This window comes from Cryomorphaceae bacterium (assembly GCA_007695365.1).
Lineage (GTDB): Bacteria > Bacteroidota > Bacteroidia > Flavobacteriales_D > SKUL01 > SKUL01.
In genome coordinates this window covers 1-26,774 of the sequence record REDV01000065.1, presented here as the reverse complement: position 1 = coordinate 26,774, position 26,774 = coordinate 1, and the positions used below count along the sequence as shown (strand labels likewise).

The window sequence follows — 26,774 nt, the reverse complement described above, 5'->3', positions numbered from 1 at the left end:
AACCCTCATCGCTTGCGCAATGAGGGTTGTCCCACTTCGTGGGCCCAGCTGGGCTTACCGGCACTTGTTTTCTTCCGCTCCTGAGTCGCGAGAAAACATAGGCCGGCATAGACTTCTCGCCCAGCTTTGTTGCTCGCGCAACAAAAAACCCTCATCGCTTGCGCAATGAGGGTTGTCCCACTTCGTGGGCCCAGCTGGGCTCGAACCAGCGACCACCTGATTATGAGTCAGGTGCTCTAACCAACTGAGCTATAGGCCCGGATTTCGCAAAACTCACATCACGTGTAGCTCCGCAAAAGGCGTACAAAAGTACAAGTTTTTCGGTGTGATACATCCATTGATCAAGCCATTTACAACCCAACCTGCTTCTCACCGGTTATATTGGCCTTTTTGTGCAACTTTACGTCATAAGCATTGTCATGAGAATTAAATATCCTGTCTGGCTCGTATTACCCGCTATGTTACTCGCCTTTGCCGCATGCAAAAATGACCCGCCCGAACCCCCGGAACCGGATCCGCCCGTCTGCAGCACCGAAAACATCACCTACCAAAACCGGGTGGAGGCCATTATGGAGCAATATTGCACAGCCTGTCATTCGGGAAGCAGCCCCGATGCCGGAATCCTTCTGACCACCTATGAACAGGTGAAGCAGCAGGCGCTGGAAGGTCTGCTCTACGATTCAATGGCGCACAACCCCAATGCCACGCCCATGCCGTATCTCGGGCAAAAAGTGCCGGATTGCACCCTCTCGCAAATTGCTGCATGGATTGCCGACGATGCCCCCGAAAACTAAACCTTATGAAGCCGCTTCAAGCCATTATATTTCTGAGTCTGGCAGCACTGCTGAGCAGTTGCTACTACGATGTAGAAGAAGAGCTCTATCCGGACTTCAAGCTTTGCGACCCCGAAAACGTGACGTTCAGCGGTACCATTCAACCTCTGATCAACACCAAATGTGTGAGCTGTCACGGAAACACCAACCCGGGGGCGGGCATCAGCCTCGTAACCCACAGCCAAATACAGGCCCAGGCTCTCAATGGAAACCTGCTCGGCACCATGTCGCATAGCAGCGGTTTTTCGCCCATGCCTAAAAATGAACCCCGCCTTCCCCAATGTCAGTTGGAAGAAGTTCAAATCTGGATTGACAATGGAGCACCCAATGACTGAGCTATGAAAAAGCCCGCAATATTCGCATCCGTAATAATCATTTTGGCCGCCGCAGTCTATTTCGGGTGGCAACAGTATCACAAGGCTCCCGAAACCTCAACCAGCCGAACTGCCGACTATCAGCTCACCGCCGCTGAATTGTTTGCTGCCTACGAAGAAAATGAAATCTCTGCGCATGAAACCTATGGCGGTAAATTGCTCGAAGTGCAGGGTAATGTCTTCGATTCTGAATCTGATATGAATGGCATAACCGTGCTGATGCTGGACGCCGGACATCCGGTTTTCGGCGTGAAGTGCCTTTTGTCTGAGCCCTTGAAGGATGGCCCGAAATTGGAGACGACTGTGGTTGTGCGTGGATTTTGCTCAGGCATCAACGGGGACGTAGAACTCAATCGTTGCACCCTTCAACCCTCAGAATTATGAACATGAAAACAGTGTTTTCTTTACTCATTTGTCTTGGTCTTCACACGTGGGTCATGGCGCAAGACAAATACTTCACCCGAAACGGAGAGGTGGATTTCTTTTCATCCGCACCCCTGGAAGATATCCGCGCCGAAAACAAAGGCGCCATGTGCGTGCTCGACCTCAACACCGGCAACGTAGAGGTAAGTCTTTTGATTGCCTCGTTCTCCTTTAAGAAGGCCCTTATGCAGGAGCATTTCAACGAGAACTACATGGAATCGGGTAAACACCCCAAAGCCACTTTCAAAGGTGTGATTGAGGACATCGAAAAACTCGACCTGAAAAACCCGGAGACCCAAACTTTTAATGCAACCGGAAGCCTGACTATCAAGGGTGTTGAGCGGGAAGTGAGCACCAGCGTATCCCTGAAACCGGTTAACAGCGGAATGGAAGCTCAAACCACATTTATCGTGAAGCCGGAGGATCACGAAATTAAAATACCCGCCGTGGTGCGCGACAATATTGCCCGCGAAATAGAAGTAAACGTGAACATGAACCTTCAACCGCTTAAGCGATGAAAAATCCGGTGAAATACGGGGTTGCCATGCTATTGATCTGCGTGTCTGCAGGGCTTGTTGCACAGGATGATGGTGAGTCGCTGCTGGATTTATTGGGCGAAGAAGGGCCCACCACCGAATACGCCACAGCTGCTTTCAAAACTACGCGCATTGTGAACTCCCACTCCCTGGAAAACACCCATCACGGGGTACTAGACGTGAAAATTTCGCACCGGTTTGGGTTTATCAACAGTGGGGTATATGAGATTTTCGGGCTGGATCAGGCGAGCATCCGTCTTGGCCTGGATTACGGTGTAACAGACTGGTTGATGGTGGGACTTGGTCGCAGTTCGTTTGAAAAAACCTACGATGGCTTTGTGAAGGCACGCATTCTCAGGCAGAGTTCCGGCGAACGCAACATGCCCATCACCCTGTCATGGCTCAGCACCATGACCATCAATACGCTTCGATGGGCGCACCCGGAACGGGTTAATTTCTCTACCTCGAGATATGCCTACGCACATCAGCTTATTGTAGGACGGAAGTTTTCGGAAGGTTTTACCCTTCAGCTGATGCCCAGTGTTGTACACCGCAACTTTGTACCCACTGCCGACGACGCTCACGATATATTTGCCTTGGGTGCCGGTGGTCGTTTCAAACTGAGCAAACGCGTGGCTGTAAATGCAGAGTATTATTACGCTCACCCCAACCAGTTGGATGCCGGCCGGAGGAATTCCTTTTCCATCGGGTTTGATATAGAAACCGGAGGGCACGTATTTCAGCTTCACTTTAGCAACAGCACCCACATGATTGAAAAGGGCTTTATTACCGAAACCACCGGAAACTGGCTGGATGGCGACATTCACTTTGGCTTTAACATATCGCGGGTATTTACGGTGCACCGACCCAAGCCAAAGCCGCTGGAAAATTAACCAAGCTCTGAAAAAACAAAACCCCGAAGACGCAATGTTCTCCGGGGTTTTTTATTTCTCAATAGATGCTTAGTGCACCGTAACCTTCATCACATTCACCTGGTCATTCATGGTGATGCGAACAAAGTACATTCCGCTGGCTTGTCTTCCGAGATCAACAGGCAGGTAGGCTTCACCTGCAAAATTGAACTGTGAAGCAAACACTGTTTTACCGCTTACCTCCAGCACATCAATTTGCGCAAGCCCTCCGGCTCCTTCAAACGTAATGTTAAACTGGCCTTTGTTGGGGTTGGGGAATACACCAAAGGTGTTGACCGCGATTTCTTCAACGCTGGTTGCCAGGGCACAGGTAAGGGCAGGATACCCGTTGTCTGTATTACCTGCCACACCGCAGCTATTGGCATCGTTGATTACAATCAGGTAGGTGCCCGACTCCGATGCCGTCCACGTAATGGAGCAGCCATCGCCATCACCGAGGCCTGATGCATCGATCGCGCCGCTTGGGGCAATGATTGCATAGGTTGGTGTCCAGGAGCCTGCACCAGGCCCGTTGCAATGGCTAAAGGTGTAGGTTACGCCTTCCATGAAACCGTCAACAGCGTATGCTTCACTTTGATAGACTTCAAAAACGGTTATTTCATTGAACGGACAGTTGCCGCTGCCGTCGGGTACAGGAGCACCGTCGAAAATGGTGTTGAAGTCATTCCAGCCTGTAGTGGGTGTTGGGTTCACCCAAATCAGGCAATCGTCCGGCTCTGCACCGTCGCAATTCTGGTTTACCAGGAATGTTCCTGACCCTGAGTCATCAGGGCCCCAGCCACCAATGCGAAGCAGGTAGGTTGTTCCTTCGGTGATATTCCATTCGAGGTATGAGGAGAAGCCTGAGCACCCGTCAAAGTCGTCGTTGCAAATGATCAATGCAGACGCCGGGGGTGGGCACACGCCACTGCTATACACGGCAATTTTAGTGTCGAAGTCCACTGTTCCGCAAGTGCTGAAAATACCTGTACCATCACAGGTAGCAGTAAATTCATACCACACGTCGTTGTTCACATTACTCTGGTTAAAGGCGTCACAATCGCTTCCAGGATGATCGGGCCCATCGGTGGTAGCGCCAACTGTGCTAAAGGAATGAACTCCCTGGCTAATAGTGATTGCGTCGTTGCAATCATCATTGGCAGGTGGCCCGGAAGTACAATCCGCATAGGCCGCGTCACATAGTTCGTCCCACTCGGTGTCGCAGCAGAAGGGGTCATCGGCAAGAACAATGATTACACAGGGGTCATCCAACGGATGGGGTATGTCTGTGATACAATCGCCTCCGCAAAGCGGGTCTGCGGCAGAAAGGAAGTTGATGGTGATTTCTTGCTCGGTAAAGGCACAAATGCTTCCGGCAAAATCATCGGGGTCGGTGTAAACAATGCCCACAACCGTCCATTGGCCCCCAAGTGGCTCAAGGTCATTTGCTGCCATAACACCATTGATTCCAGCGTCAAATTCATACGGCAGGGGCGCAACACCGGTAATGGAGAACCCGTCGGCCAAACCACCAGTTGCTCCGGGACCCGGGTCAAAGCCGATGGCATAATTTCCGCCTTGGGGAATATCCACACCGCTTGCATCAAAGATTGCCTCCTCTCCCGGACAAATATTCTGAGTGAGGTCGCTGGTTATGGTTCCTGCATCGCACTCTGCGCCTCCGCTAATGCAGTCAAAGTATTGGTCGTCGCAAAGCTCATCCCATTCGGTGTCACAGCAGAAAGGATCCTGTGCCAACACCTGAATCACACAAGGGTCGTTTTCAGGGAAGGGTATATCCGTGATACAATCATTGCCAGAACCCGAGCAAGCAGGGTCTGCTGCACCCAAAAAGTTTACCGTCACATCATCGTCGGCAATGCCGCAGAAGCTACCGCCGGCGTTGGCCGGATCCGTGTACACAAAGCCGGTCAAAATCCAGGTACCAGAAAGCGGCGGAAAAGAGTTGGCCGAAAGAACACCATTGATGTCGTTGTCAAACTCAAACGGAAGCGGCTCAACTCCGGTAATGGAGAAACCCGTTCCATTTCCGCCGGTACCCCCTGGGCCCGGCACGAACTGTACTGCATATCCGCCTCCTGCGGGGATTTCAACCCCTGTGGCATTGTAGATTCCGGTCTCACCGGGACAAACATTTTGGTTGAGAGACACACTTACTGTTCCCGGAAGGCAGCCGCCACCTCCACCGCTCGACCCACAAGGCTCGTTGGCGCCGTCCAGCGTGTTAACTCCTGAGCTGATTGGATCCAGGAACGTGCTGAGGTTATCGCCGGGATTTGAGTTCCAGTGGTAAGACATTTTGCCGTACAAATCAGGGCTTGTGGGGTTGGTGCAAAAAGAGCTTCCACCCGTAAGGGTTCCGATAATGCGGCCCTGGTTATCAAAAATGGGCGATCCCGAAGAGCCTCCTTCCGTTACACCGTGGCCATTTGCCGTAGAAGCCCACTGTACCATCCAGTGTGTGCCGGCAGGACCTCCCCAGGTTACAGACGACAAATTGCTGTTGTAGGTAGATATTTTCTTTATATCACCGGATGGGTGATGAATGCTTACGCCGCTTGAGCTGGTTACGTTGGTTCTGCGCCATCCATTGTAATACGGGTTGTAGCCCTGTGGCACGTTGTTGTTGAGCTCAACCAGCATATAATCTGAGCCGCTGTTGCCCCCGCCATCACCACTATCGGCAATACGAGCACAACCCGTCATGGTGTTGTTGGGAACCTGGCCGGCTGTTCCGTTGGCGCAGCCCGCAGATTCATAGTTGAAGAAAAACACCCATTGGTTCATGTTGGCCGTGGATGCACTGATTCCACAGTGAAGCGCCGTAAGCACATAAGGTGTGCAATCTTGCGCGGTGTTGTTGATCAATGAGCCGCTGCACCAGCCGGCAAACTGGCCTTCGATGATAAAGATGCGCACTACTCCACGTTTTTGGTCTTGCCAGTTGTTTCCTTCAGAGCAGTTTACGTTTATCTGGCAAGGGTCAGAATCTCCAAAATCGCGCTGGGCGCCTTCAGCCTGGGGCATCATGCGGTACACGTGTACCAATCCGGCAATCTCAAACTGGCCCTGACCCGCCACTGCGGTAGGCTCAAAATACTCTACAATCACCTCATCGCCATGGACGGGCTGCGTGCTGAATACGCCGCTTTCGTGGTTGTTGAAATCGGTGAAGGCTCCTATCACTTGCTGGTAGTCGGGTGTGTGGATGAAGAGCTTTGCACCGGCCGGGATTTCAAAGTTCTCAAATTGAACCGATAGCCCGATGGCATCGCGAGACTTCAGGGCGTGGCGCCAAACACGACCGCCCTTTACTTCGGTCCAGGCATCAAGGTCCTGCAGGTTGACTCCAACCGGCAAAACCCTTCCGATGCGAGGATAGGTGCCATGCTTTTCTTCGGTGGCGGCGTCTTCTGCCTGAACCTGCTGAAGATTAAAAGATGAAATCTGAGTTCGCTCCACGGGTTCGAGTGAAAGCGATAAGGTTTTGCCGAGGGGTTCTCCTCCCTCGCTGATTTGCGCCCACACCGAAGTGCCGAGCAACATAAGCCCAATCAGCAATGCGTACAATTTGGTCATGAAAAGTTGTTATGGTTAAGTGGTTTCTTTGGAGCGACCATCGCTCAGGGCCAAATGTTCAAAAAAAAGTTGAAGTAGCTTTATTCTCGACTCTGTTTTTTCAACCGTATTGCGTTGATGGTTGAATTCAGGAGCGACTTTAGAAACAGCCTAAATCACTTTGTGACTGAAAATCATTGTTTGGAAAACACAATCCGCTGGGCACATCCAAAGGAACGTACCTTTGAAGCTGGTGGTCGTAAAGTGCGTCTTCTACGAATCGGACAAGGTCGTTTATTTCCTCTGTAGTAAGGTGCAAGGGTTTAAAATGCGGTGACAATTGCTCCTCAGGAACATTCGGGTTCTGGCTTAGGGCGCTGTTTTTATACTCCACCACCGCTTTTACTGAATGAAAAGATGCCCCGTGCCCGTAAAAGGGAGAGTCCTTAAGGTTATACAATTGAGGCACTTTGAACTTGTAGTCGTCGTCGGATAATCCAGTAAACCCACCTCTTCCGCTGGCTGTAGTAAGGGCATCAATAACACTCACAACCGTATGGCCCTGTAGGTCATTCATACCAAGGGCGTGAAAATCATTTTCAGCCAGTGCAGGGCCGTTGTGACAGGTTACGCATTCGGCTTTGCCAAAGAAGAGCAGGGCCCCTTGTTTTTCACGCCGGCTCATGGCGGAACGATCTCCGCGCAACCACCATTGAAACGGCGCTTTGTTGGCGAGTACGGTGCGCTCGTAGGCCGCAATGGCCAGGCCCGCATACTCCCTGCTCACCGACACCTCGAGCGGAACCCCGGGAAAGGCTGCCTCAAACAGCATTGCGTACTCCGGATAATCCTCAACAAGAGACATATCCACCTTTGAGCGGTGCACCCTAATACCCGCAATGGCCTGTATCTCGGGTCCGGCATAACCGAAGTTGTTATCCTCTCGTGGTGTACCGGGAGTCCAGCGGGATTCGGTGCCAATGTTCTTGTCGAACGAACCAAATTGCCCGTTCCAAAGGGTCACTTCCTGATAAGCCACATTAAGGATAGAGGGCGATCGCGTAGATTGCACATCCATCCAGTCCACAGAATAGAGCGGATCTTTCACCCTTGCTTCACCGGCTATACCAAACCCCACTCCTCCCTCGCCGATTCCCTGGGGGACATTGGCCTGAAAACCAGCACCGGCAATATGGCAGGTGGCGCACGACCATTCCTCAGTACTTAGCAGCGGCATGGCTGCATTGCGGCCGAGGGCCGGCTCATGAAAAAGCAGCTTGCCCAAATGAACCTTAGCCGGGTTCAGCGGGTTGTTCGGATCTTGCGGTATGGCCGCGTAGTTATTGCTTTCGGGAAGAAGAAAAAATGCAGCCCCCTGGCCACCGGAGGCCTCTTCAATCAGCTCCAACAATAGTTGGTCGAGGTTTTCGCCGCCATCTACCACAGGATTTTCCTTTTTGCAGGAAATGAACACAAGGGCAAGCAACACCGCAACCAGCAGGACACCAATACGTCTGGAATATGCTGCTGTTGCCGCAATCATTTAGTTGCCATTTGTTCAATCAGTTTTGTGACCTCATTGGGCTTCTCTGCGTGCACCCAATGGCCGGCATCGGGAATCACTTCTACCTCGGCATTGGTAAACTGCGCCATGATTTCAGGGACGTCGGCGGCGGTAATGTAGTTGCTCGCACCTCCTGCAATGAACAATGCAGGTATCTCCACATTTCCATCGGGCAAAGCCTCCACAATGTTTTCCATGGCCGTTTCCAAAACCGGAAGGTTGAACTTCCATTCAAAGCCACCCTCCTTTTTGCGGTGAAGGTTTTTGAGTAAGAACTGGCGTATTCCAAACGAAGATATCCGGTTGGCCAATTGCTCATCGGCCTCGTTGCGCGACGTGATTTTATCGACTTTCAGCGAGTGAAGGGCGTCAATAATTCCGTCGTGGTGAATGGGATATTCGCGTATGCCCATATCCACCACAACCAGTGCCCTCGCAACCCCGGGGTATTTCTGCGCAAACCACATCACTGTTTTTCCGCCCATAGAGTGGCCTACCAACAAGGGGTTATCAATGGTATGATTGGTAATAAGTTCGTTAAGATCCGAAGCCATCAGGCTGTAGGTGTGCTCATTGGCATGGGGTGAGCGGCCGTGGTTTCTCTGATCAACCAACCACACTTCGTGGTTTTCCGCCAATTGATTGGCAATGCTTTGCCAGTTATCCAGCATGCCAAAGAGCCCGTGCAGAATGATGATGGGCTTCCCGGAGCCCTGCTTTTTGTAGTTGAGTTTCATATTTCCAGTGCGCGCCGATAAAGTTGAATGGTGTTTTCCAGACCGAGGTATAGGGCGTCGCAGATCAGCGCATGTCCGATGGAAACCTCCGCAAGGTGAGGAATGTTTTGGGCAAAATAGCCAAGGTTTTGCAGGTCGAGGTCGTGACCCGCGTTGATGCCGAGGCCCGCTTCGTGGGCGCGAAGAGCCGCCAGGCGATACGGCTTTATGGCCTGTTCAGGACTTGCATGATATCCGCGAGCATAGGCCTCGGTATAGAGTTCAATACGGTTTACTGCCGTTGGCACCGCTGCTTCAATCAAGCGCTCGTTGGGGTCAATAAAAATGGAAGAGCGAATGCCCGCCTCGTGCAATCTGCCAACAACCTCGTTCAAAAACCCGGCATGCTTGATGGTGTCCCAGCCGGCATTGCTGGTGAGCACATCCGGCGGGTCGGGCACCAGGGTAACCTGGTGGGGCTTAATTCGCAACACCATCTTGAGAAATTCGTCGGAAGGATACCCTTCTATGTTAAATTCTGATTGTAAAGCCGGCGCCAGCGCTTCTACATCGGAAAAGCGGATATGTCGCTCATCCGGACGCGGATGCACCGTAATGCCCTGCGCCCCGAAACGCTCGCAATCAAGGGCCACGCGAAGCACATCCGGATTGTTGCCCCCCCTTGCGTTTCGCAGAGTGGCAACCTTATTGATGTTTACACTGAGCCTTGTCATAAAAAAAGTCTTTTATTTGCTTTGTGCAGCAAAGTTAGCACAACCCGAAGTGAGATGATGACCGCGTCCGACATAAAAACCAATATCGTTCCTTGTCTGGAGCCCTCAGACACTTTCCTGAAGGCCCTGCAAATCATGGAGGAGTACCGTGTGGTGCAAGTTCCTGTGGTTTCCGGCAGCAGGTATCTTGGGCTGGTTATGGAAGACGATGCCCTTGCGATTGAAGATCTTGAAGACCCCATCTCTGCGCACGAAAACGCGGTGCATCGCATTTTTGTGATGATGGACCAGCATGTGTTCGACATTATAAAGCTCATTTCTGAGTTTCGGTTGAGCCTCGTAGCTGTAACCGATGAGCAACAGCATTATCTGGGCTGTATCACTACTGAAAGCCTGGTACATCAGGTAGCGCAATTTTCATCTGTACGCGATCCGGGAAGTATCATCGTGCTCGACCTCAACCAGAACGATTACAGCATGAGCGAGGTGGCCCGTATCGTGGAGGGGAACGATGCCAAAATTCTCAGTAGTTTTGTTACCAGTCACGCTGATTCAACCCGGATGGAGCTCACGTTGAAAATCAACCGTAGCGATTTGAGCGGAATCATTCAGACTTTTAACCGATTTAACTACACTGTGAGCGCCTCATACCACGAAAGCAAGATGGATGAACTGCTGCACAGCCGCTTCGAGGAACTGATGAAGTACCTCAACATGTAGCGCCAACATCCGCGGGTATGAACATCGCACTATTCGGCCAATCTTTTGACAAGGTGTACTTTCCCGGTATCACCCGTCTGTTGCGCGAGTTGGACGAACACGGGCATCAACTCACGGTATTCAGCGAGTTTGCTGATTTTCTTGAGCAACGGTTGGGGCGGCATTATTCACGGCAATTCAGTGGGCATGGCGACTTAGGTGAGCCGGAGTTGATGATAAGCATTGGCGGGGACGGCACAATTCTCAACACATTGGTACATATTCAGGGGCGTGAAATCCCGGTTTTAGGCATCAACACGGGCAGGCTTGGGTTTTTGTCATCGGTGAGCACCGATCAGATTGATGACATTATACGGGCCTTAAATGATGGTTCCTACGAAATAGAAAGCCGTAGCGTGTTGGAAGTTAAAAGCAGCGCCGACCTATTTACGCCGGTAAACTGGGCGCTCAACGAAGTGGCGGTGCACAAAAACGACCGCTCATCTATGATCACTGTGAGTGCGTTTGTAAACGGTGTGTACATTGCTTCATACTGGGCCGATGGCTTAATTGTAAGCACTGCAACGGGCTCTACGGCATACTCCATGAGCTGCGGTGGTCCTATTGTGTTGCCCGAAAGCGAAACCTTTGTAATTACTCCCATAGCCCCGCACAACCTCAATATCCGGCCCCTGGTTGTGCCCGACCACGCTGTGATCAAATTGGTTGTGGAAGGACGTGACAACCAACACCTGGTATCACTCGATTCGCGCTCTGAGACCATGGAAAACACCCACACACTTGAAATCAGAAAAGCTGAATTTACCATGTGCTTTTTTCGCCTGCCGGGTCATCATTTTGTGGAGACCATCCGAAACAAGCTGATGTGGGGCCTCGACAAGCGCAACTAATCAGGTAACTGCAGTAATTATTTTACCTTTGCACCCCTTTGGCACAATAAATCGGCTGTGGTGCCATTAAATAGGTCTATCAAATGCGAATAACAGCCCTCATCGGATGCCTGTTTCTGGGAGTATTGAATGCCGGCGCTCAGTACAGCGAAATAGGCTTTCATGGTGGTTCGTCTTATTACATCGGCGACCTGAACCCTTATACCCATTTTACACATTATCCGCGCTTTGGTGGTGGTGCCTACGTTCGCACCAATCTAACCGACCGACATGCAGTGCGCTTTAATTTTCTTTACACCAGTGTGGAAGCACATGATGAGGGGGATGTGAATGCATGGAGGGCAAACCGAAATCTACACTTCAGAAGCGACATCATTGAGCTTTCTATGTTGCTGGAGATTAATTTTTTCAGCTACGAAATCGGCGACCGCGACCGCCCTTACACTCCCTATGTGTTTGGTGGATTGGCATACTTCAGGATGAATCCGCAGGCTCAGTTTAACGATCGCTGGGTTGAATTACACCCTCTCGGAACCGAGGGCCAAAACCGACCTAACGCACAAAATCGCTATGCGCTGGGGCAATTTGCCATTCCTTTCGGAATGGGGTTCAAAATGAATATCTCAGGGCGGGTTGGAGTCGCTCTTGAATATGGGTTCCGAATGACGTTTACGGACTATCTGGACGACGTGAGTGGCACCTATGTTGACCCTGATTTGCTGATGACCTACAGTGGTCCTGCGGCTGTTGAGCTTGCCGACAGGTCGTTGGTGCCCGGAAGACCCGACGGCACGAATACGGGTATGAGTCGCGGAAACCCAGACAATAACGACTGGTATGCATACACCAACCTCAGTATTACCATCCGTTTGGGGCCTGTGCGAATTAAATGTCCCAAACCCAATTAAATATTTGGTTTTTGAGTGTCGTATGGAATCATGACCTTTGCCGACTTTGAATCGCCCGAATGAGCATTAAAAAGCAAATTGATCCGCAAAAAGTTCCTTCTCACGTTGCCATCATCATGGATGGGAATGGGCGATGGGCCAAAAACCACGGTGAACCCCGCGTTGTGGGTCACATGAGTGGTGTGGAAGCAGTGCGTGAAGCGCTCGAGGCGGCTATAGAATCAGGAGTGCGGTTTCTCACCATTTATGCCTTCTCTACCGAAAACTGGAACCGCCCCAAAAACGAAGTGGACGCCCTCATGGATTTGCTGGTAAGCACTTTGCTCAAAGAGGTGGACGCCCTGCACAAAAATGAGGTTCGGCTTAATGCTATCGGAGATATCAACCAACTACCAGGCCGTTGCAGCGAAACATTGCGCGAGGCCATCAAAAAAACCGCCGGAAACGGTAGAATTACCCTCACAGTAGCCCTCAACTACAGTGCGAGGTGGGATATTCTTGAAGCCTCGCGAAAGATTGCCTCACAAGTTAAGTCGGGCGAATTGGAATTGGAAGACGTAAACAGCGAGTTGTTTGCCAAAAATCTTTCAACCACAGCACTGCCTGAGCCCGAGCTGCTCATTCGTACAAGCGGCGAACTGAGAATTAGTAATTTTTTATTGTGGGAAATAGCCTACACTGAGCTGTACTTTACCGACACACTGTGGCCGGATTTCAACAAAGAGCGGTTTTTTGAAGCCATTGTTGACTACCAGCAGAGGGAACGCCGTTTCGGGATGATCAGCGAACAAATTGGAGCGAGCGAGGAATGAGGCTGATTACAATTCTGGTGTGTTTGTATTTGTGTGCGGGTAAGCTCTTTGCCCAGGAACAACCCCCACGTCAGGTAGTGGATTACGAGCGGCCCAAAGAATATGAAATTGGCGGTATTACAGTTAGCGGAGCCAAAAACTTCGACACACAGGCCATCATCCTTTTCTCGGGACTCAAGGTAGGTACACGTGTGGATATTCCCGGTGAGGTGATTACCCAGGCCGTGAACAACCTCTGGAAGCAGCGTCTTTTCTCCAACATCAAAATCAACCTCGCAGAAGTGCAGGGTGATGTGGCATTTCTGAACATTGAGGTTACCGAGCGTAAACGCCTGTCGCGCTTCCGCTTCGAAGGCGTAAACAAAAGCCAGGCCGACGACCTGAGAGAAAAAATCAAGCTCGTTCGGGGCACGGTGGTGAATGAAAACATCAAAACCAACATCGTTAATACCTGTCGTAATTTTTTCATTGACAAAGGCTTTCTTCGTACCAAGGTGGAGATTATCGAAAAGGTGGATACCCTCATTCCCAATAGCGTCATGATGATCATCAACATCGACAAAGGGAAGAAAATTAAGATTCGGGAAATAACCTTCGATGGTGTTACTGCATTCAAAGAAAAGAAGTTGAGAAAGGCGATGAAAGACACCAAAATGAAGGGAATAACCCGGATTTTCAGTGCCTCCAAGTTTATCCGCAGCTCTTACCGAAAAGACAAAAACGCAATCATTGCTCTTTACAACACCAAGGGTTATCGAGATGCGCGCATAGTTACAGACTCTGTGTACAATATAGATGACCGGCATATAGGCATTCATATTGTGATAGAAGAGGGTAACCAATTCTACTTCAGGGATATCAACTGGGTGGGAAACACCAAGTACAGCGCAGCAGAACTCAACCGAATTCTGGATATTACTTCGGGAGAGGTGTACGACCAGTCTAAGCTTGAGTCACAACTGTACATGAACCCCAACGGGGGCGACATCAGCTCGCTGTACCTTGACGATGGTTACCTCGCTTTTACCCCTCAAGTGGTAGAAGTGTTGGTTGAGAACGACTCCATTGATCTCGAAATCAGAATTTACGAAGGTCGTCAGTACCGAATCAACAACGTAACGATTACCGGAAACACCAAGACCAACGAGCACGTGGTTCGCAGGGAAATCCGAACGAGGCCCGGCGAGCTTTTCAGCCGCTCTGAGATTATACGAACTCAGCGCGAATTGGCCCAGTTAGGCTATTTCGACCCGGAGCAATTCGACATTAATCCCGTCCAAAACGACCGCGACGGAACCGTAGACCTCGAATATGGGGTGGTGGAAAAGCCAAGCGACCAGATTGAGTTATCCGGTGGTTGGGGAGCCGGAATGATTGTGGGTACCCTCGGGGTTTCGTTCACCAACTTCTCCATGCGTAACTTCTTTAATTTCAAGCAGTGGAAACCCCTCCCCTCGGGAGATGGGCAGCGCATGAGTGTGAGGGTACAGACCAACGGTGTATTCTTTCAAGCCTACAACGCTTCGTTTACCGAGCCCTGGCTTGGCGGAAAACGGCCTACCTCGCTTACCGTATCGGTACAGCACTCGGTACAAACCAACGGTGTTTCACGCCGTCAGGATGCAGGCGGCGGAGTGCGACAGGCCCTCTTTATTACAGGGGGTAGTGTAGGGATTGGTCGCAGGCTGCCATGGCCCGACGACTTCTTCCAGATGTTTACGTCTATCAACTACCAGTATTACACCCTCGACAATTTCCGAAATGTGTTCGTGTTTTCGGAGGGTAACGCAAACAACTTCAACTTCCTATTGGCCATTTCGCGCAACTCCGTTGACAACCCTCTATACCCTCGTTACGGATCGAACGTTGCCCTGACCCTACGCATCACTCCGCCGTTCAGCCTGTTTAGCGATAAGGACTACGCCACTATACCGGCGTCTGAGCGATACCAGTTTGTAGAATACCACAAATGGAAGTTTACTTCCGAATGGTTCACAGAACTCGCGCCCAAGCTTGTACTGCGCACCAAAGCCGGTTGGGGATACCTCGGCTATTACAACTCTGCTATCGGTCCATCGCCATTTGAACGATTCTACCTTGGGGGTAGTGCCCTCTCAGGTTTCCAGCTTGATGGTCGTGAAATCATTGCGCTTCGCGGATACCCCGATTTGAGCATGTCGGCCATTGAAGGAGATAATGTTATTGCCAAGTACACCCTGGAGCTACGCTACCCTATTTCACTCAATCCGAGCGCAACCATTTACGCGCTGGGCTTTGCCGAGGCAGGTAACTCGTGGTTAAACTTTCGCGACTTTGACCCATTGAGACTCAAGCGCTCAGCTGGGTTTGGCTTGCGTATCTTCCTGCCAATGTTTGGTTTGATGGGTATAGACTACGGGTGGGGCTTTGATCGTTTTGACCCAACGCACTCAGGGTTTGGAACCGAGCAGTTTAATCCCAGCGGCCGCCTTCGTCCGCAGGGTCAGTTTCACTTTACCATTGGCATGGATCTTGGAGAACTGTAACAAAATATGGTTAATTTCGCGGCTTCGCGCCAACTTCTCTCCCATGAATAAGGCTATTCTTCTCTTCACTTTGCTGTTCATCAGTGCAGGGCTCGCTGCGCAGAAGTACGCTGTGGTGGATACCAAGTACATTCTTGAGAGTGTGCCTGAGTACCACGAGGCGCAGAAAGATCTGGATCAACTTTCGGCACAATGGCAGTTAGAAATTGAGCAACGCCACGAAACCATTGACAAACTTAAAAAAGCCCTTGTGGCTGAACGTATCCTCCTGACCGATGACATGATTAAAGAACGTGAAGAGGAAATTGCCACCAAGTCTACCGAAGTGCGGGAATTGCAGCGCAAACGATTTGGGGTAAACGGCGATTTGTTTAAGCGTCGTCAGGAACTCATTCAGCCCATTCAAGACAACATCTACGAAGCCATTGCCGAAGTGGCAGACCGGAGCGGTTATATGGTGGTGTTTGATAAAGGGGTGAACAGCAATGTGCTGTATCTCAATAACAAATTTGATCTTAGCGACCGTATTTTGCGCCGCATGGGTATCCGTCCGGGAGATGCCCGCTCAGCCGGAGGTGATGGCGACGACGATGATCGTGACGATGGCCGCGACGGAATGCAACAACAACAAGCTCCGGGCGGTGGCCGTGATCAAATGGGCTCTCCGGGAGGTAGGCCCGGCGGAACCGGTGGTGGAAGACCTGGTGCGGCTCCCGGCGGTAGGCCCGGCGGAGCTCCCGGTGGAATGCCAGGGGGTGGCGCCCCCGGTGGAGGTAGGCCCCGATAAAAAGTTTGGCACAGTTTTATCCTAATCAAACGATAAATTACCTAACGAACAATCTGAAGACAAAACCATGAAACAATTATTATTTGTAGCCGTGCTGCTTTGTGGAAGCATCACAGCCATTCAGGCACAGGATCAAAAACTTGGTCACACCAATATTCAGGAGTTGCTTATGCTGCTTCCTGAGCGGGCCGATGCCGAGAAAAAGATTCAAAACCTGGCCCAAACTCTGGAAAAGCGCCTGAAGGCCATGACCAGTGAGTACCAGCAAAAGGTGCAAGCCTATCAAAACGACCAGGGCGAAATGAGCGCGACCATCCGCGAGAGTGAGGCACGCAGCATTATGGAGCTTGAGCAACGCATCAATGAGTTTCAGCAAAATGCCCAAAACGAAATTCAGCAAAAGGAAAATGAGTTGCTGGAGCCCATGATTAATCGTCTTACCAAAGCCATTGAGCAGGTGGGCAAAGAGCATAACTTCATGTACATTCTCGACACCAGCTCAGGTACTGTGTTGTACAAGGGTGGTGAAGATGTGACCCCATTGGTGAAGGCACACCTCGAAATTTAATAATCTGAATCACAAAGTTCAACTGCGACCGGAAAGCTGGTCGCAGTTTTTTTTTTGCACCTTTCAATACCACTATGCCAACGCAGATCAAAAACATCATTTTCGACCTGGGGGGTGTTCTGCTTGATGTGGACTACCACAAACCCATTGAAGCCTTTGAAAAACTAGGCGCCACCGGATTCGAAAAAGTCTTCACCCAGGCATCGCAGGCCCGGTTTATGAGCCAGTTTGAGCGGGGCGAAATAGCACCTGCTGAATTTCGTAAGGAGGTGAGGAGGTTTTTACCGGAGGGGGTGACCGATTATCAAATTGACGAGGCCTGGAACAGCATTCTGGGCACTCTGCCCGAAGACAGGATTGTACTTCTGAAAATGCTGAAAAATAAAGGCTATCGTCTTTTCTTGCTGAGCAACACCAATTCCATTCACATCAAAGCTTTTCAGCGCTATTTACAGGACAGCTACGGGCCCTCTGCGCTGGAGCGTATTTTTGAAAAAGTGTACTTCTCCTCCCGCATAGGAATGCGTAAACCCAGCCAAAAAGTGTTTGACTTTGTGCTCCGCGAAAACAACTTACAGCCTGAGGAAACTTTTTTTATCGACGACTCAGAGCAGCACATAGAGGGGGCCAAGAAAACGGGCATACACACGCATTGGCTGCGCGAGCCCGAAACGGTATTGGACGTCTTTAAGGACTTTCCCTCGCTGCATTAAATCACCGGAAGGGTCAATCCAACTCTGCCGGCTTTTCTTGACAAAGCTCAATAAGCACCCCGTTTGTTCCTTTTGGGTGAAGAAAAGCAATCAGCTTGTTGTCGGCTCCATCTTTGGGCACTTCGTGAATAAGCTCAAACCCCTCGTTCCGCAGCCGGCTCAGCTCGGCGTGGATGTCCTCCACTTCGAAGGCGATGTGATGAATCCCCTCCCCTTTCTTATCGATGAAACGAGCTATGGGGCTGTCCGCATGGGTGGCTTCCAATAGCTCAATCTTATTGGGGCCTACCTTGAAAAAAGATGTTTTTACCCCTTCGCTTTTTACTTCCTCCATTTTGTATGCTGCCGACCCGAAAAGCTTTCTGAAGAGTTCGTCCGACTCCTTGATGTTGCGGACTGCAATACCGATGTGTTCAATTTTCAGCACAATTTATCGCTTGTTAAAGGTTTCACCAAAACTGCGGTCATAATTGAGATAGTACTCTCCGCGATCAAGTTTCTGTACGTCAATTTTACTATCGTGACCACGCGCCACTAAATTGCCGTAGCGGTCAAAAATTTCGTAGCTGGTAGGCGACGAAAACCTGATGTAGTCACGAACGCGCACCGGCTCAAAAGTAACGGGTTGTTCTGTTCCCTGAATCTCAACTTCTCCGCTTACCCGGGGTTCTCCACTAAAATCTGTTTGCCGCACCCGAACCCGGTTCAGGCCGCTGTGTGGTGATAGTTGAAAGCGATAGCTGTGTTCGCCCGGTGTACCCACTCCCGGCACCTCGCCGGCTTTGACCCATTTGTTCCAGCGAAATTGCTCCACGATGTAGGGAAGCTCGCCGGCCTCATTTTCGGTGACCCATTGCAGCACGTTGTCGGGTGAAACTTCAATAGAAACCACCTGAAAAGTGCTGCGCGGTTTGAGTGCCTCCGTGTTAAGCATGCGAGGCTCACAGCCCCTGCGATGAATAATCTCAACTTCAATCGCCTCGCCTATCTTCAGCCCCAGCACCTGAAAATCTATTGCAAACGCGCTGGAGTTTACCTCATCGGAAGTAACTTTTCCGTTTACGCGTACTTCTGTTACACAAAAGCTTACTCCCTGGCCACTAAAGGGGTTTTGCACGTACAGGTCACTTCCCTGATACACACCTGAAAGGACAATTTTTTCGTGGTTTTGGGCGCACAAGCTGCCCGATAGGAGCAGAAAACAAGCAAGGATCCTCATGGTCGAACAAAATTAGGATTGCGTAGGGTCATTCCAGTTATTGGCGGCATGGAGCAGCGCATCGAATATCTTACGAGATTGGTAAGCGTTGAGTTCCACCAAAGGCTGGTCTTTCACAATGTAGTACTGATCCTGATTCTTGAACACAACGACAAAATGCCAGAACTCGCGATCTGTTCCGGGAATATACTGTTTGAACAGCAACGCGTTATCGAGGCGTTCGGCTATTTCCAACTGAAAGACCAGGTCACTCTCCAAACGTGTCACCACGGCATCAAGACCCGGTTCTTCATTCTCAGTGTCCAGAATGATTAACTGGTAAACATCCCCGCTGCTCACTTCCAGATACCCGAATGACTCATTCATACTTACCACCCAGTCGTTACCCTCAACATAATCCTCGGGAACACCAAGGTTAAGCGTATAGAGGTCATCGTGCACCGGCATTTTGCGCACCGGCGGTTGGTCAGTGCTTTCTTCAGGGGTGGTTTCTTTTTGCGCTTGCTGGCCGCCATTGTCGCAGGCTATAAGGGCGAGTAAGGCTAAAACCGAAAGGAGTCGTTTCATGGCTTTTGGATTTAAAGCAAATATAGCGATTCGAATTGCTTAGGGCTGAATAGTGATGCGCTCGCCTTTACTTCTGGCAATAAACTCAGGCGCGTACATGGACTGAAGTCGGGCAATTCCGGATGAAAAATCGCCAGTGAGCGCGGCCCTGATTTCATACTCCAACACATATCGCCCCGGGGGCATGTGCTCAATGAAAAAGTGTGTAGACCCATCGCGCACAGAGCGGTAAAAGCCTAGTCCGCCTGAATAATCAACTCCCGAGCGCGACTCAACAGGCTCAAATCCTGCGGGTCGTGTATCACTCAGGTGCATAAACTCCATACTTCGTTCTGTTTCAAGTTCAAGCCTCACCAACACGCGACTACCCGGGCGAATGGCTGCTTCATCCACTGGCATTGCTTTGCTCAGGCGATTCACTTCACCCACCACAAAATAGCTACGCTTCAGTTTGAGGTGTGTTTCGGCCGCCTGAGCGGCATCGGCATCTTGAAAATACTGCCAGTAAACCGCTCCCCACAGCGGAGAGTCCGTGGTTTGTTTTACACTCAACTCAGCCATGGCCGGAGAGATTTGCCGGGGCTTCCAGTAAGCCCTGAAGTAACCTGAGCCGGCCTCGGGTTGCACCTGTTTTTCTGTGTCGGATACCGGCCCATCATCAAAAACAATGTTGAACCTACCTACAGAAATCTCAGGTCGCGCAGATGGGCTGACCCATTCGGTGTTTTGCATGAGCAGCGCATAGCAGGCGTACATGGTGGCTGTACTGGTGGGCCAGTGATTGGTTTGTTTATGGCGAAGAAGCCCAAACAAAATACCGCTCACAAAGTCACTTTCGGCTTCGGCCTCTCCAAAAAGCTCAGCCATAAGGGCAGAGGTTTCAACTTCGCGTTCGTACCAGAAATACCCGGGCTGCTGCCGCCAATATCTGCCCAGCTCATCCGTAAAGCGCGATTGCTCCCGGAGCGCAAGACGTATTTCTCCGGCCAATTCTTTTTGTCCGAACCGCGCTGCCGCCAGCCCCAGCATGGCCTGCCCGTGTAGGCTGAGGTGTCGTCGGTCTGCCAAAGCCATTGCAAAACATGAATCCATGTACGTCCTCACCTCTTTGGTGGCGGTCAAATCGGTGAAATAACTGCGCATCCAAAGGTATTGCGCGTCGGTGTGAGAAATCCTATTGCTGTTTTGGTTACGGTGCTCCTTTTCAAAACTTTCAACAAACAACTTGTCTGCACCTGGTACACCTTTTTGCCAGAAGTTCTGGAGATTTTCCTCCTGAATGGCGTTCACTCGTCGCAAACGCCCAAAACCCGCCAACACCTGGTGGGTGACGTTGCGGTTGGGGCGCATCCCCGGAAACCACGACCATGTGCCATCTGCGCCCTGTAAATCACGAAGTTTTTGCAGCGCTTCCCGCTGCTGTTCGCTGTTGCGCTCTGCATTCAAAAAGCCTGCAATCTGATTGATTTGCTGCTGCTGGTTTTGCGCCTGCGTCATCCAGGGGGTTTCATCCAGCATGATGTTCTTTACGTCCTGATTGCGCTCAAGATTTGACGCTGGCAAGTCCTCTTCCGCGATGCTGTTCCAGGTTTCAGCAAATGCCGGATTCGCCTGAAGGATATGGCCTCCCATGGCATGAGAGAAAAACTTTGTAAAAGCCTGTTCTGCGCTCTCGTTGGTTGTGTTAGCAAGGAAAGGTAAAGCCTGCAGGGCGTACCATGCAGGGTTGGTACTACTTTCCAAAATCAGGGCGTGGTTTTCACGACCGTCACCGTCTTTCTGTTTTTTGAGTGCGTCAAAAACCATGGATCTCTCGCCCTGCCCCATCAGCGCAAAGGGCATGGTTTCGGTCATCAAAACACGCCGGGGCAACACCGGCAAAAGATGTCGCTCGCCATCCTGCGCACCCTCGGTAGAAGCCCGCACTGTCACGGCCAACAACCCTTGCGTTTGTGGGGCATCCATTTCCCAATACACCGCTTTGGTTTCGCCCGGATTCAGCACAAACCGCTGTCGGCTGTCTTGTACACGAGGTGTATCAGCTCCACTTTGGTCGCCATCTTCCAGCGTAAGCTCTATCGTAACTTCGCGGGTTTTTTCACTGGTGTTCGACACCCTTGAGGCAAGTCGTACCTCATCTCCCACGCGAAGCAAACGAGGTAAGTTGGGCAGCACCATCAGGCTTTTTTGGCTCACCACTTCCTGCTCGAGCGATCCGGCGGCCATGTCCTTGCTGTGGGCAAGAGCCATCCATTTCCAGGTGGTAAGTGCTTCGGGCACGGTGAAGCGAACCAGCAAGGATCCCGCGGCGTCGGTGTATAGCTGCGGCTCGAAAAAGGCCGTCTCCCTGAAATCTTTTCGCACCGGAACAGTAAAAAGCTCACCCGGGCTCCCTGCCTCTTCCGGTTCTTGGGTGAGGTCCATATCGTTGGCGATCACCTCATCTGCCTCTGACAACATAATCATTTCGGTGTCGGTTCGAGACATCATGGGGTGGGCATATCGCGGCTGCAAGCCTGAATAGCCAAAACGATTCAGTTTGCAAGAACCTTTGGTGGGCGCTTGAACCACCTCATTCCAATCCACATACATATTCCAGCCACGGCGCCAATTAACGGAACCCGCTGACCATCCGAGTGTAACGGGGCGACTTTGAAAGAGGCGTAAATTCCAGATGTTTTTAAAGCCGAGGGCATCGAGTGATGCATCATACATGGCTGCCAGCACCTCGGCGTCGGCAGGTTTGCCATCGTGACGGGCGACGTGAAGCTCCCATGTTTCACGATCACCGGGTTCTACTTTGTCGCGAAAAGTGTGCAGGGTTGTTGTGAGCTCCTTGTTGGTATATGGCACCGCAATGTGATGTGTTCGGGTGAATGCCCGGTTGTTGTGAATCACGCTGAGGTGAACCGCAAAATCACCCCGGCAATCTTCGGTAACGGGAACCTCGATGGCTGTGAGGTTGTTGTTGAGTTCCAATTTTTGCTTACGGGTTATCTTGCGGTCAACTTCTGTTTCTGCCCATACTTTGACCCGCGCACCCGAGGCAATCCAAAGGGTAATGGTTTCGCCTGGCTGCGCGCGGTCGGCCGAGGTGTGAGACCATAAAAAATCCATGGTGGGTGCCTTTTTCTGCGATGGGTTAAACAGGGTGATTCGCTGTTCCAGGGTGGCTTCGTTGCCACGTCTGTCAGTTGCCCGCGCTTCCAGTAGGTACCACCCTGAAGAGAGGGTGGTGGGAACATTGCCAAATAACAGATTTTCGTTTGGGGAGACTGCTGCTTGCCAAACCGTATCCATTCTCGCTGCGGAATCAATGTCCGGTGATGTCCGGTACGCATCATTCGGAAAAATACGGCGGTGGTTTGCAGAATCCAGCTGCATTTGGTCGGGCACGGGCCATAACCGGTTCCGAAGGGGTTCCTCTGGCATTTGCAAGCGAACCAATTGCAGCTTTCCGGTCACGTCAACCGGTTCACCTTCGGGGTTGACTGCGAGAAGCAGTTTGTTGCGAAATTCACTTACCTGCATCCGTTCCGAGAAGTCGGCAGAGAGGGCAAACGCTTCGCGGCCTATGCGCATGTTTCGCGTGTTGCCGCGCGTTTCACCGGATGCGTCGGTCACATCAGCAATCACTTCAAAACGATAGAGCATTCCGGGGCTGTGTTGTTCGGCCCCCTCCGTAGCCTCAAACGAAAACGTAAACCTTCCCGACTCGTCTGTGCGGGTGGTGCCGCTGAAAATCTCTGTGGTAGAAAGCGGGTGCGGAGGCATCCAGCGCCACCAGGGTCGTTCGGCTCGTCGCACAATTCGATACGTGACCTCCCCGCCAGCCACGGGAAAACCCGCTAAAGCCGTTGCCACCCCTTTTACCAGAACACTGTCTCCGAGCGAAAAAGTCTCCTGAATCGGCTCAATATCCACCCTGAACGTTGGTCGCCTGTATTCTTCTACGCTGAAATACCGCGCATCCCTTCCGGCATCTATGCGGAATGTTCCTGTGAGACCGGTTGAAGGCAGCACAAAAGAGCCGTGGTAACTTCCGTAGTCATTTGAAGTCAGTTGGAGATTACCTGCCTTTTGGCCCCCGGCATCGTAAAGTATAACGCTCACCTGGTGGTTGCTTACAATCTCGCGTTGGTCGCCGTCGTGATTCACAGCAATCCCCTTGAAGTACACCGTTTGCCCGGGCCTATATACCTGACGATCGGTGAAAAGATGATGTCGGATAATTGATGGGCGGGGTTCGGGCTTTTTGGGTTGATAAAAAGACGGCTCAACCCAATGCTCCTTGTCGGCATGAAAAGCCTTGATTGCTATACGGATGTCGCGGTCGGGGGTGTTGGGGCTGAGTTCGCCTGTGCTGTTTGTGAATTGCTCGCCGAGCAGTTCAAACACATTCTTTTTCTGATACGGGTGGTAGCGCTGTTCATAAATTTCCACCCGCATGTTGCTCAAGGCTCTGCCCGACTTGCGATGCAAAAACCGAAAAGAGTGTTGCCGGTTCACGCCCTGTTGTTGCATCCACGCTACGTTTGAAACAAAGAAGGGCGCGATCACTACATTGGTGCGTTCCATGCTCACCACGCGCGATGGCGCAGCAATAAGCACATAAAACCCTTCCTCCAAAGGCTCATGGGCAATTTCGAGTGCATGCGGAAAATGGTCGCCTTCATCGTTCAGTGGAATGCGGTGCGGAAGTCCTCTGAGTCGGGCAGTAGTAACAATTTGATGAACCTGTTCGGGCTTGGTTCGCAGGCTCATAATCTCACGGTAGGTTTCGTAATCAAAGGCTTCAACCGTGTAGTACAGCTCAGAAATGTTTCTATAGTTAATCAGGATTTTCCAGGGCTCCCCGGGCAGGATGGTCTGCTCGGTAGAGATGTCCATTTCCATGCGCCCGATTCGATTTTGAATGGCATTAACCTCCTGTCGCCACTGTTCGGGAATATCGTCCGCAGCCAACACCTTTTCGCAGTGATTCAGTGCTTCCACATACAACCAGCGCTCTTCCGGCGCTTGTGTTCCGTGCGCCGCGCTTTGCCCTCTTTTCTCGAAATGATTGGCAAGGGCAAGGTGCATGCGCGCAAGAGCATGCGTATCGGTAAACACATCCAGGCAAGCCTCCAAACCATGCTCTATGTGTTGAGAAGGGTATTGAACAAGCCCCAGACCTCTGAACTTACTGATGCGCTCAATAGTCCACTCGGCCCGCGCCAATTGATTGCCATTGGAAGCGTGAATTCCATCAAGCATTTGAAACAGCTCAATAGCCCTGTGCCATTGACTGCGAGGTAGTTCATTGGGGGTGATGGCTGCAAAACCCTCCGGTCCGGAAAGTAAAACCGATGGCTCCGACACAGCCCGTGAAAGAGGATAAAAATTGGTTTCATCGGAAAGGTAATAATCCACCGCTTCCGCGGCCAGAACATCCAACATAGTGGGTAGGCCGGAACAGGCGTCGGGGTAACCGCTTAAGGTCTCGGTCAATAAGCCTGCTTCAAGGGCAAAAAGGGCCTCGGGTTGGCTAAGCGCCTGTTGAAACAGGCTTGATATCTGGCGGTGAAAATCGTTATCAGACCACATTCGAATATCATCCGAAGTGACCTCGGAAATTCGCTCTTTTAAGGTCCAGCGAAGTTGGTTGTACTGATCCCACAGCACCGAACCCGCTGTTATTTGCAGCACCTCGCGCGTGGGAAAATCGGCTGCTTCTATGGTTTCACGCATGAGTGGCCAGATCGTTTCCTGTGGAGCATCCTCAAGGTGGCTTCTCAGCTTCAAATCGTAGAGCAATGCTTTGCGGGCCTGTGCGGGGTTGTTTTCGGCCGTGCTCCTGTGTAAAAGAGTAGCAACAAGTGGTTGAGCCGTTCCGTAGCGGCCCCGCTGGTCAAGGCTGTCAATAGAGCGCCACGCATCGCTGTACGAAGCTGTTTCAACCCTGGTGCGCAGTGACTCACGAGGTGCTCCGCAGCGCACAACAAGCATAATCAGTAAACCGAAGGTAAACAGCCCAAACAAAAAGTGGCGAAACATCATAGGCAACAATATTCAATCGGCTTAGGACAAAAAGCCGACCAAAGTTAGCCATTGATGCGAGATGGCTGTTAAGGCCTGAAATCTCAACTCACAACAATTCCAACAACAAAATCTGCTATCTTTCTCCGCAAATCAAAAACCAAGCAACATGAAAATACCCGCGATTATTACAGGCCCGATACTCGTTTGCGGAGTGGCCCATGCTCAAAAAGGATTACACGCCGGATTGAAAGGAGCGCCTCAAAGTACCTGGATGTTTAACGGCGATGACTCTGATAATGCGAATTGGGAATATGTGCCCACATTCAGAAGTTCATTTGGAGCCAACTTTGCATGGTTTTTCAGCGATGCAGTAGGTTTGGGTGTGGATGTAATCTACTCCAACCAAGGGCAGCGATACGAGTTTAACGAAGCAGAGCTGTTCACCAAAACAAGCTATCTCAAAATACCGGTGTTGTTTCACTACCATTCGGGGTTTGACGGAACAGCTTTCTTTTACCTCAACGCGGGACCGCAGATTGCCATTTTGAGTTCTGCAACAGCCGAAACCAATTTACCAATAATTGGCCCGGTAGGATTGGATGCTTCTGAAAACTATTCTGCGTTGAACATCGGTGCGGTTTTGGCGCTGGGTAGCGGTTTTCACCTCAGCGATTTCCTTCAGCTCACCGTGGGAATCAGGCTTGACGCAGGGTTTACCGATGCGGAGGATAAAAGTGCGCCGTTTTTCGATACGCAGCCTAACCGCCCTTCTACCTACAATGTTACGGGAGGGCTGGAGATTGGTGTGCGCTACGTTCTGCGAACCAACTAAGGGTTAGAGCTCTTCTGCAACCACTGTTTTCACCTCAGGAATCATCTGGGTGAGCATGGTTTCTATGCCTCCTTTTAGGGTGCTGAGCGACGAAGGACAACCACTGCAAGACCCGCGCAAGGTTACAGTTACAATCCCGTCCTTAAACGACTTGAAGTCAATCAAACCGCCGTCGTTTTCCACTGCGGGACGAACATACTCTTCCAGGATCTGCCGTATCTGGTCATCAAATTCGGAGGGCACAACGGGCTCGCTGTTTACTTTGGGGTCTTCTGAAACCACTTCGGTTTTTCGAATTTCCGGGAGTTTTTCAACCGCTTTTTCATTGTTCATGAGGAAGTCGCGCACAAACTCGCGAAGCTCATATACAATGAGGTCCCATTCCACTTGCTCGGTTTTGGTAATGGTAACGAAGTTGCTCATGATGAACACGCCTGACACAAAGGGAAAGTCGAAAAGTTTTTCCGCAAGCGAGCTGTATCCTTTGGCCTCAGCTGCCGACGCAAATTCAGCCACGGCGTTTCCTTCTATAAGTAGCCTGT

Annotated in this window: 22 protein-coding genes, 1 tRNA gene and 1 pseudogene; 14 read left to right on the top strand and 10 right to left on the bottom strand. The window is 51.1% G+C overall.

The window, feature by feature from the left end; translation table 11 throughout:
- Positions 1-182: 182 nt before the first annotated feature.
- Positions 183-259, bottom strand: a tRNA-Met gene (locus EA392_04500).
- 160 nt (positions 260-419) lie between these two features.
- On the opposite strand from EA392_04500, the gene EA392_04495 reads away from it, so the two are divergent.
- From EA392_04495 to EA392_04475, 5 genes are read left to right on the top strand one after another with little or no spacing between them, the layout of a single operon-like run.
- Positions 420-794: a hypothetical protein gene (locus EA392_04495; GenBank protein ID TVR40200.1), complete on the top strand. Its 375-nt coding sequence runs from the start codon at positions 420-422 to the stop codon at positions 792-794.
- A 5-nt stretch (positions 795-799) separates the two neighbouring features.
- Entirely contained in the window at positions 800-1,168 is a 369-nt protein-coding gene (locus tag EA392_04490; protein TVR40199.1) for a hypothetical protein, read from the top strand.
- A gap of 3 nt (positions 1,169-1,171) precedes the next feature.
- Positions 1,172-1,591: a hypothetical protein gene (locus EA392_04485; GenBank protein TVR40198.1), complete on the top strand. Its 420-nt coding sequence runs from the start codon at positions 1,172-1,174 to the stop codon at positions 1,589-1,591.
- Positions 1,588-2,148: a YceI family protein gene (locus EA392_04480; GenBank protein ID TVR40197.1), complete on the top strand. Its 561-nt coding sequence runs from the start codon at positions 1,588-1,590 to the stop codon at positions 2,146-2,148. The genes EA392_04485 and EA392_04480 overlap by 4 nt, the downstream gene beginning before the upstream one ends.
- A 26-nt stretch (positions 2,149-2,174) precedes the next feature.
- The gene (locus EA392_04475; protein ID TVR40201.1) at positions 2,175-3,059 is read left to right on the top strand and encodes a hypothetical protein; all 885 of its coding nucleotides are present in this window, start codon (positions 2,175-2,177) and stop codon (positions 3,057-3,059) included.
- 69 nt (positions 3,060-3,128) lie between these two features.
- Here EA392_04475 and EA392_04470 read toward each other — a convergent pair whose 3' ends face one another.
- The 4 genes from EA392_04470 to EA392_04455 all read right to left on the bottom strand — a co-directional run bounded on the left by EA392_04470 (position 3,129) and on the right by EA392_04455 (position 9,670).
- On the bottom strand, positions 3,129-6,677 hold the full coding sequence (locus EA392_04470; protein TVR40196.1) for a T9SS C-terminal target domain-containing protein: 3,549 nt from the start codon (positions 6,675-6,677) through the stop codon (positions 3,129-3,131).
- A 139-nt stretch (positions 6,678-6,816) separates the two neighbouring features.
- Positions 6,817-8,199, bottom strand: coding sequence for a cytochrome-c peroxidase (locus EA392_04465; protein ID TVR40195.1), 1,383 nt, complete (start codon positions 8,197-8,199; stop codon positions 6,817-6,819).
- Entirely contained in the window at positions 8,196-8,957 is a 762-nt protein-coding gene (locus tag EA392_04460; protein ID TVR40194.1) for an alpha/beta fold hydrolase, read from the bottom strand. The genes EA392_04465 and EA392_04460 overlap by 4 nt, the downstream gene beginning before the upstream one ends.
- On the bottom strand, positions 8,954-9,670 hold the full coding sequence (locus EA392_04455) for a pyridoxine 5'-phosphate synthase (protein TVR40193.1): 717 nt from the start codon (positions 9,668-9,670) through the stop codon (positions 8,954-8,956). Before EA392_04455 ends, EA392_04460 begins: the two co-directional genes overlap by 4 nt.
- Before the next feature lie 54 nt (positions 9,671-9,724).
- Here EA392_04455 and EA392_04450 point away from each other — a divergent pair, with 54 nt between their 5' ends.
- The 8 genes and pseudogenes from EA392_04450 (at position 9,725) to EA392_04415 (ending at position 17,593) form a co-directional block, all read left to right on the top strand.
- On the top strand, positions 9,725-10,390 hold the full coding sequence (locus EA392_04450; protein TVR40192.1) for a CBS domain-containing protein: 666 nt from the start codon (positions 9,725-9,727) through the stop codon (positions 10,388-10,390).
- Between the two features lie 17 nt (positions 10,391-10,407).
- Positions 10,408-11,280, top strand: coding sequence for an NAD kinase (locus EA392_04445; protein ID TVR40191.1), 873 nt, complete (start codon positions 10,408-10,410; stop codon positions 11,278-11,280).
- An 83-nt stretch (positions 11,281-11,363) separates the two neighbouring features.
- Positions 11,364-12,188, top strand: coding sequence for a hypothetical protein (locus tag EA392_04440; protein ID TVR40190.1), 825 nt, complete (start codon positions 11,364-11,366; stop codon positions 12,186-12,188).
- 59 nt (positions 12,189-12,247) lie between these two features.
- Complete coding sequence (locus EA392_04435) at positions 12,248-13,000, top strand: isoprenyl transferase (GenBank protein ID TVR40189.1); 753 nt, start codon at positions 12,248-12,250, stop codon at positions 12,998-13,000.
- Positions 12,997-15,525, top strand: a complete 2,529-nt coding sequence (gene bamA / locus EA392_04430) for an outer membrane protein assembly factor BamA (protein TVR40188.1) — start codon at positions 12,997-12,999, stop codon at positions 15,523-15,525. Before EA392_04435 ends, bamA begins: the two co-directional genes overlap by 4 nt.
- 43 nt (positions 15,526-15,568) lie before the next feature.
- Positions 15,569-16,069: pseudogene (locus EA392_04425) on the top strand (OmpH family outer membrane protein).
- A gap of 310 nt (positions 16,070-16,379) precedes the next feature.
- Complete coding sequence (locus EA392_04420) at positions 16,380-16,880, top strand: OmpH family outer membrane protein (protein TVR40187.1); 501 nt, start codon at positions 16,380-16,382, stop codon at positions 16,878-16,880.
- Positions 16,881-16,954: 74 nt separating this feature from the next.
- The gene (locus tag EA392_04415; protein ID TVR40186.1) at positions 16,955-17,593 is read left to right on the top strand and encodes an HAD family phosphatase; all 639 of its coding nucleotides are present in this window, start codon (positions 16,955-16,957) and stop codon (positions 17,591-17,593) included.
- A gap of 13 nt (positions 17,594-17,606) precedes the next feature.
- Here the strand turns inward: EA392_04415 and mce are convergent, their stop codons facing one another.
- From mce to EA392_04395, 4 genes are read right to left on the bottom strand one after another with little or no spacing between them, the layout of a single operon-like run.
- Positions 17,607-18,020, bottom strand: coding sequence for a methylmalonyl-CoA epimerase (gene mce / locus EA392_04410; GenBank protein ID TVR40185.1), 414 nt, complete (start codon positions 18,018-18,020; stop codon positions 17,607-17,609).
- 3 nt (positions 18,021-18,023) lie between these two features.
- Complete coding sequence (locus EA392_04405; protein ID TVR40184.1) at positions 18,024-18,812, bottom strand: hypothetical protein; 789 nt, start codon at positions 18,810-18,812, stop codon at positions 18,024-18,026.
- A gap of 12 nt (positions 18,813-18,824) precedes the next feature.
- Complete coding sequence (locus tag EA392_04400) at positions 18,825-19,379, bottom strand: hypothetical protein (protein ID TVR40183.1); 555 nt, start codon at positions 19,377-19,379, stop codon at positions 18,825-18,827.
- A 39-nt stretch (positions 19,380-19,418) separates the two neighbouring features.
- The gene (locus tag EA392_04395; GenBank protein TVR40182.1) at positions 19,419-25,418 is read right to left on the bottom strand and encodes a hypothetical protein; all 6,000 of its coding nucleotides are present in this window, start codon (positions 25,416-25,418) and stop codon (positions 19,419-19,421) included.
- Positions 25,419-25,566: 148 nt separating this feature from the next.
- On the opposite strand from EA392_04395, the gene EA392_04390 reads away from it, so the two are divergent.
- Entirely contained in the window at positions 25,567-26,232 is a 666-nt protein-coding gene (locus tag EA392_04390) for a PorT family protein (protein TVR40181.1), read from the top strand.
- A 3-nt stretch (positions 26,233-26,235) separates the two neighbouring features.
- Here EA392_04390 and EA392_04385 read toward each other — a convergent pair.
- A partial coding sequence (locus EA392_04385) for a NifU family protein (GenBank protein TVR40180.1) occupies positions 26,236-26,774 on the bottom strand: 539 nt, incomplete at its 5' end.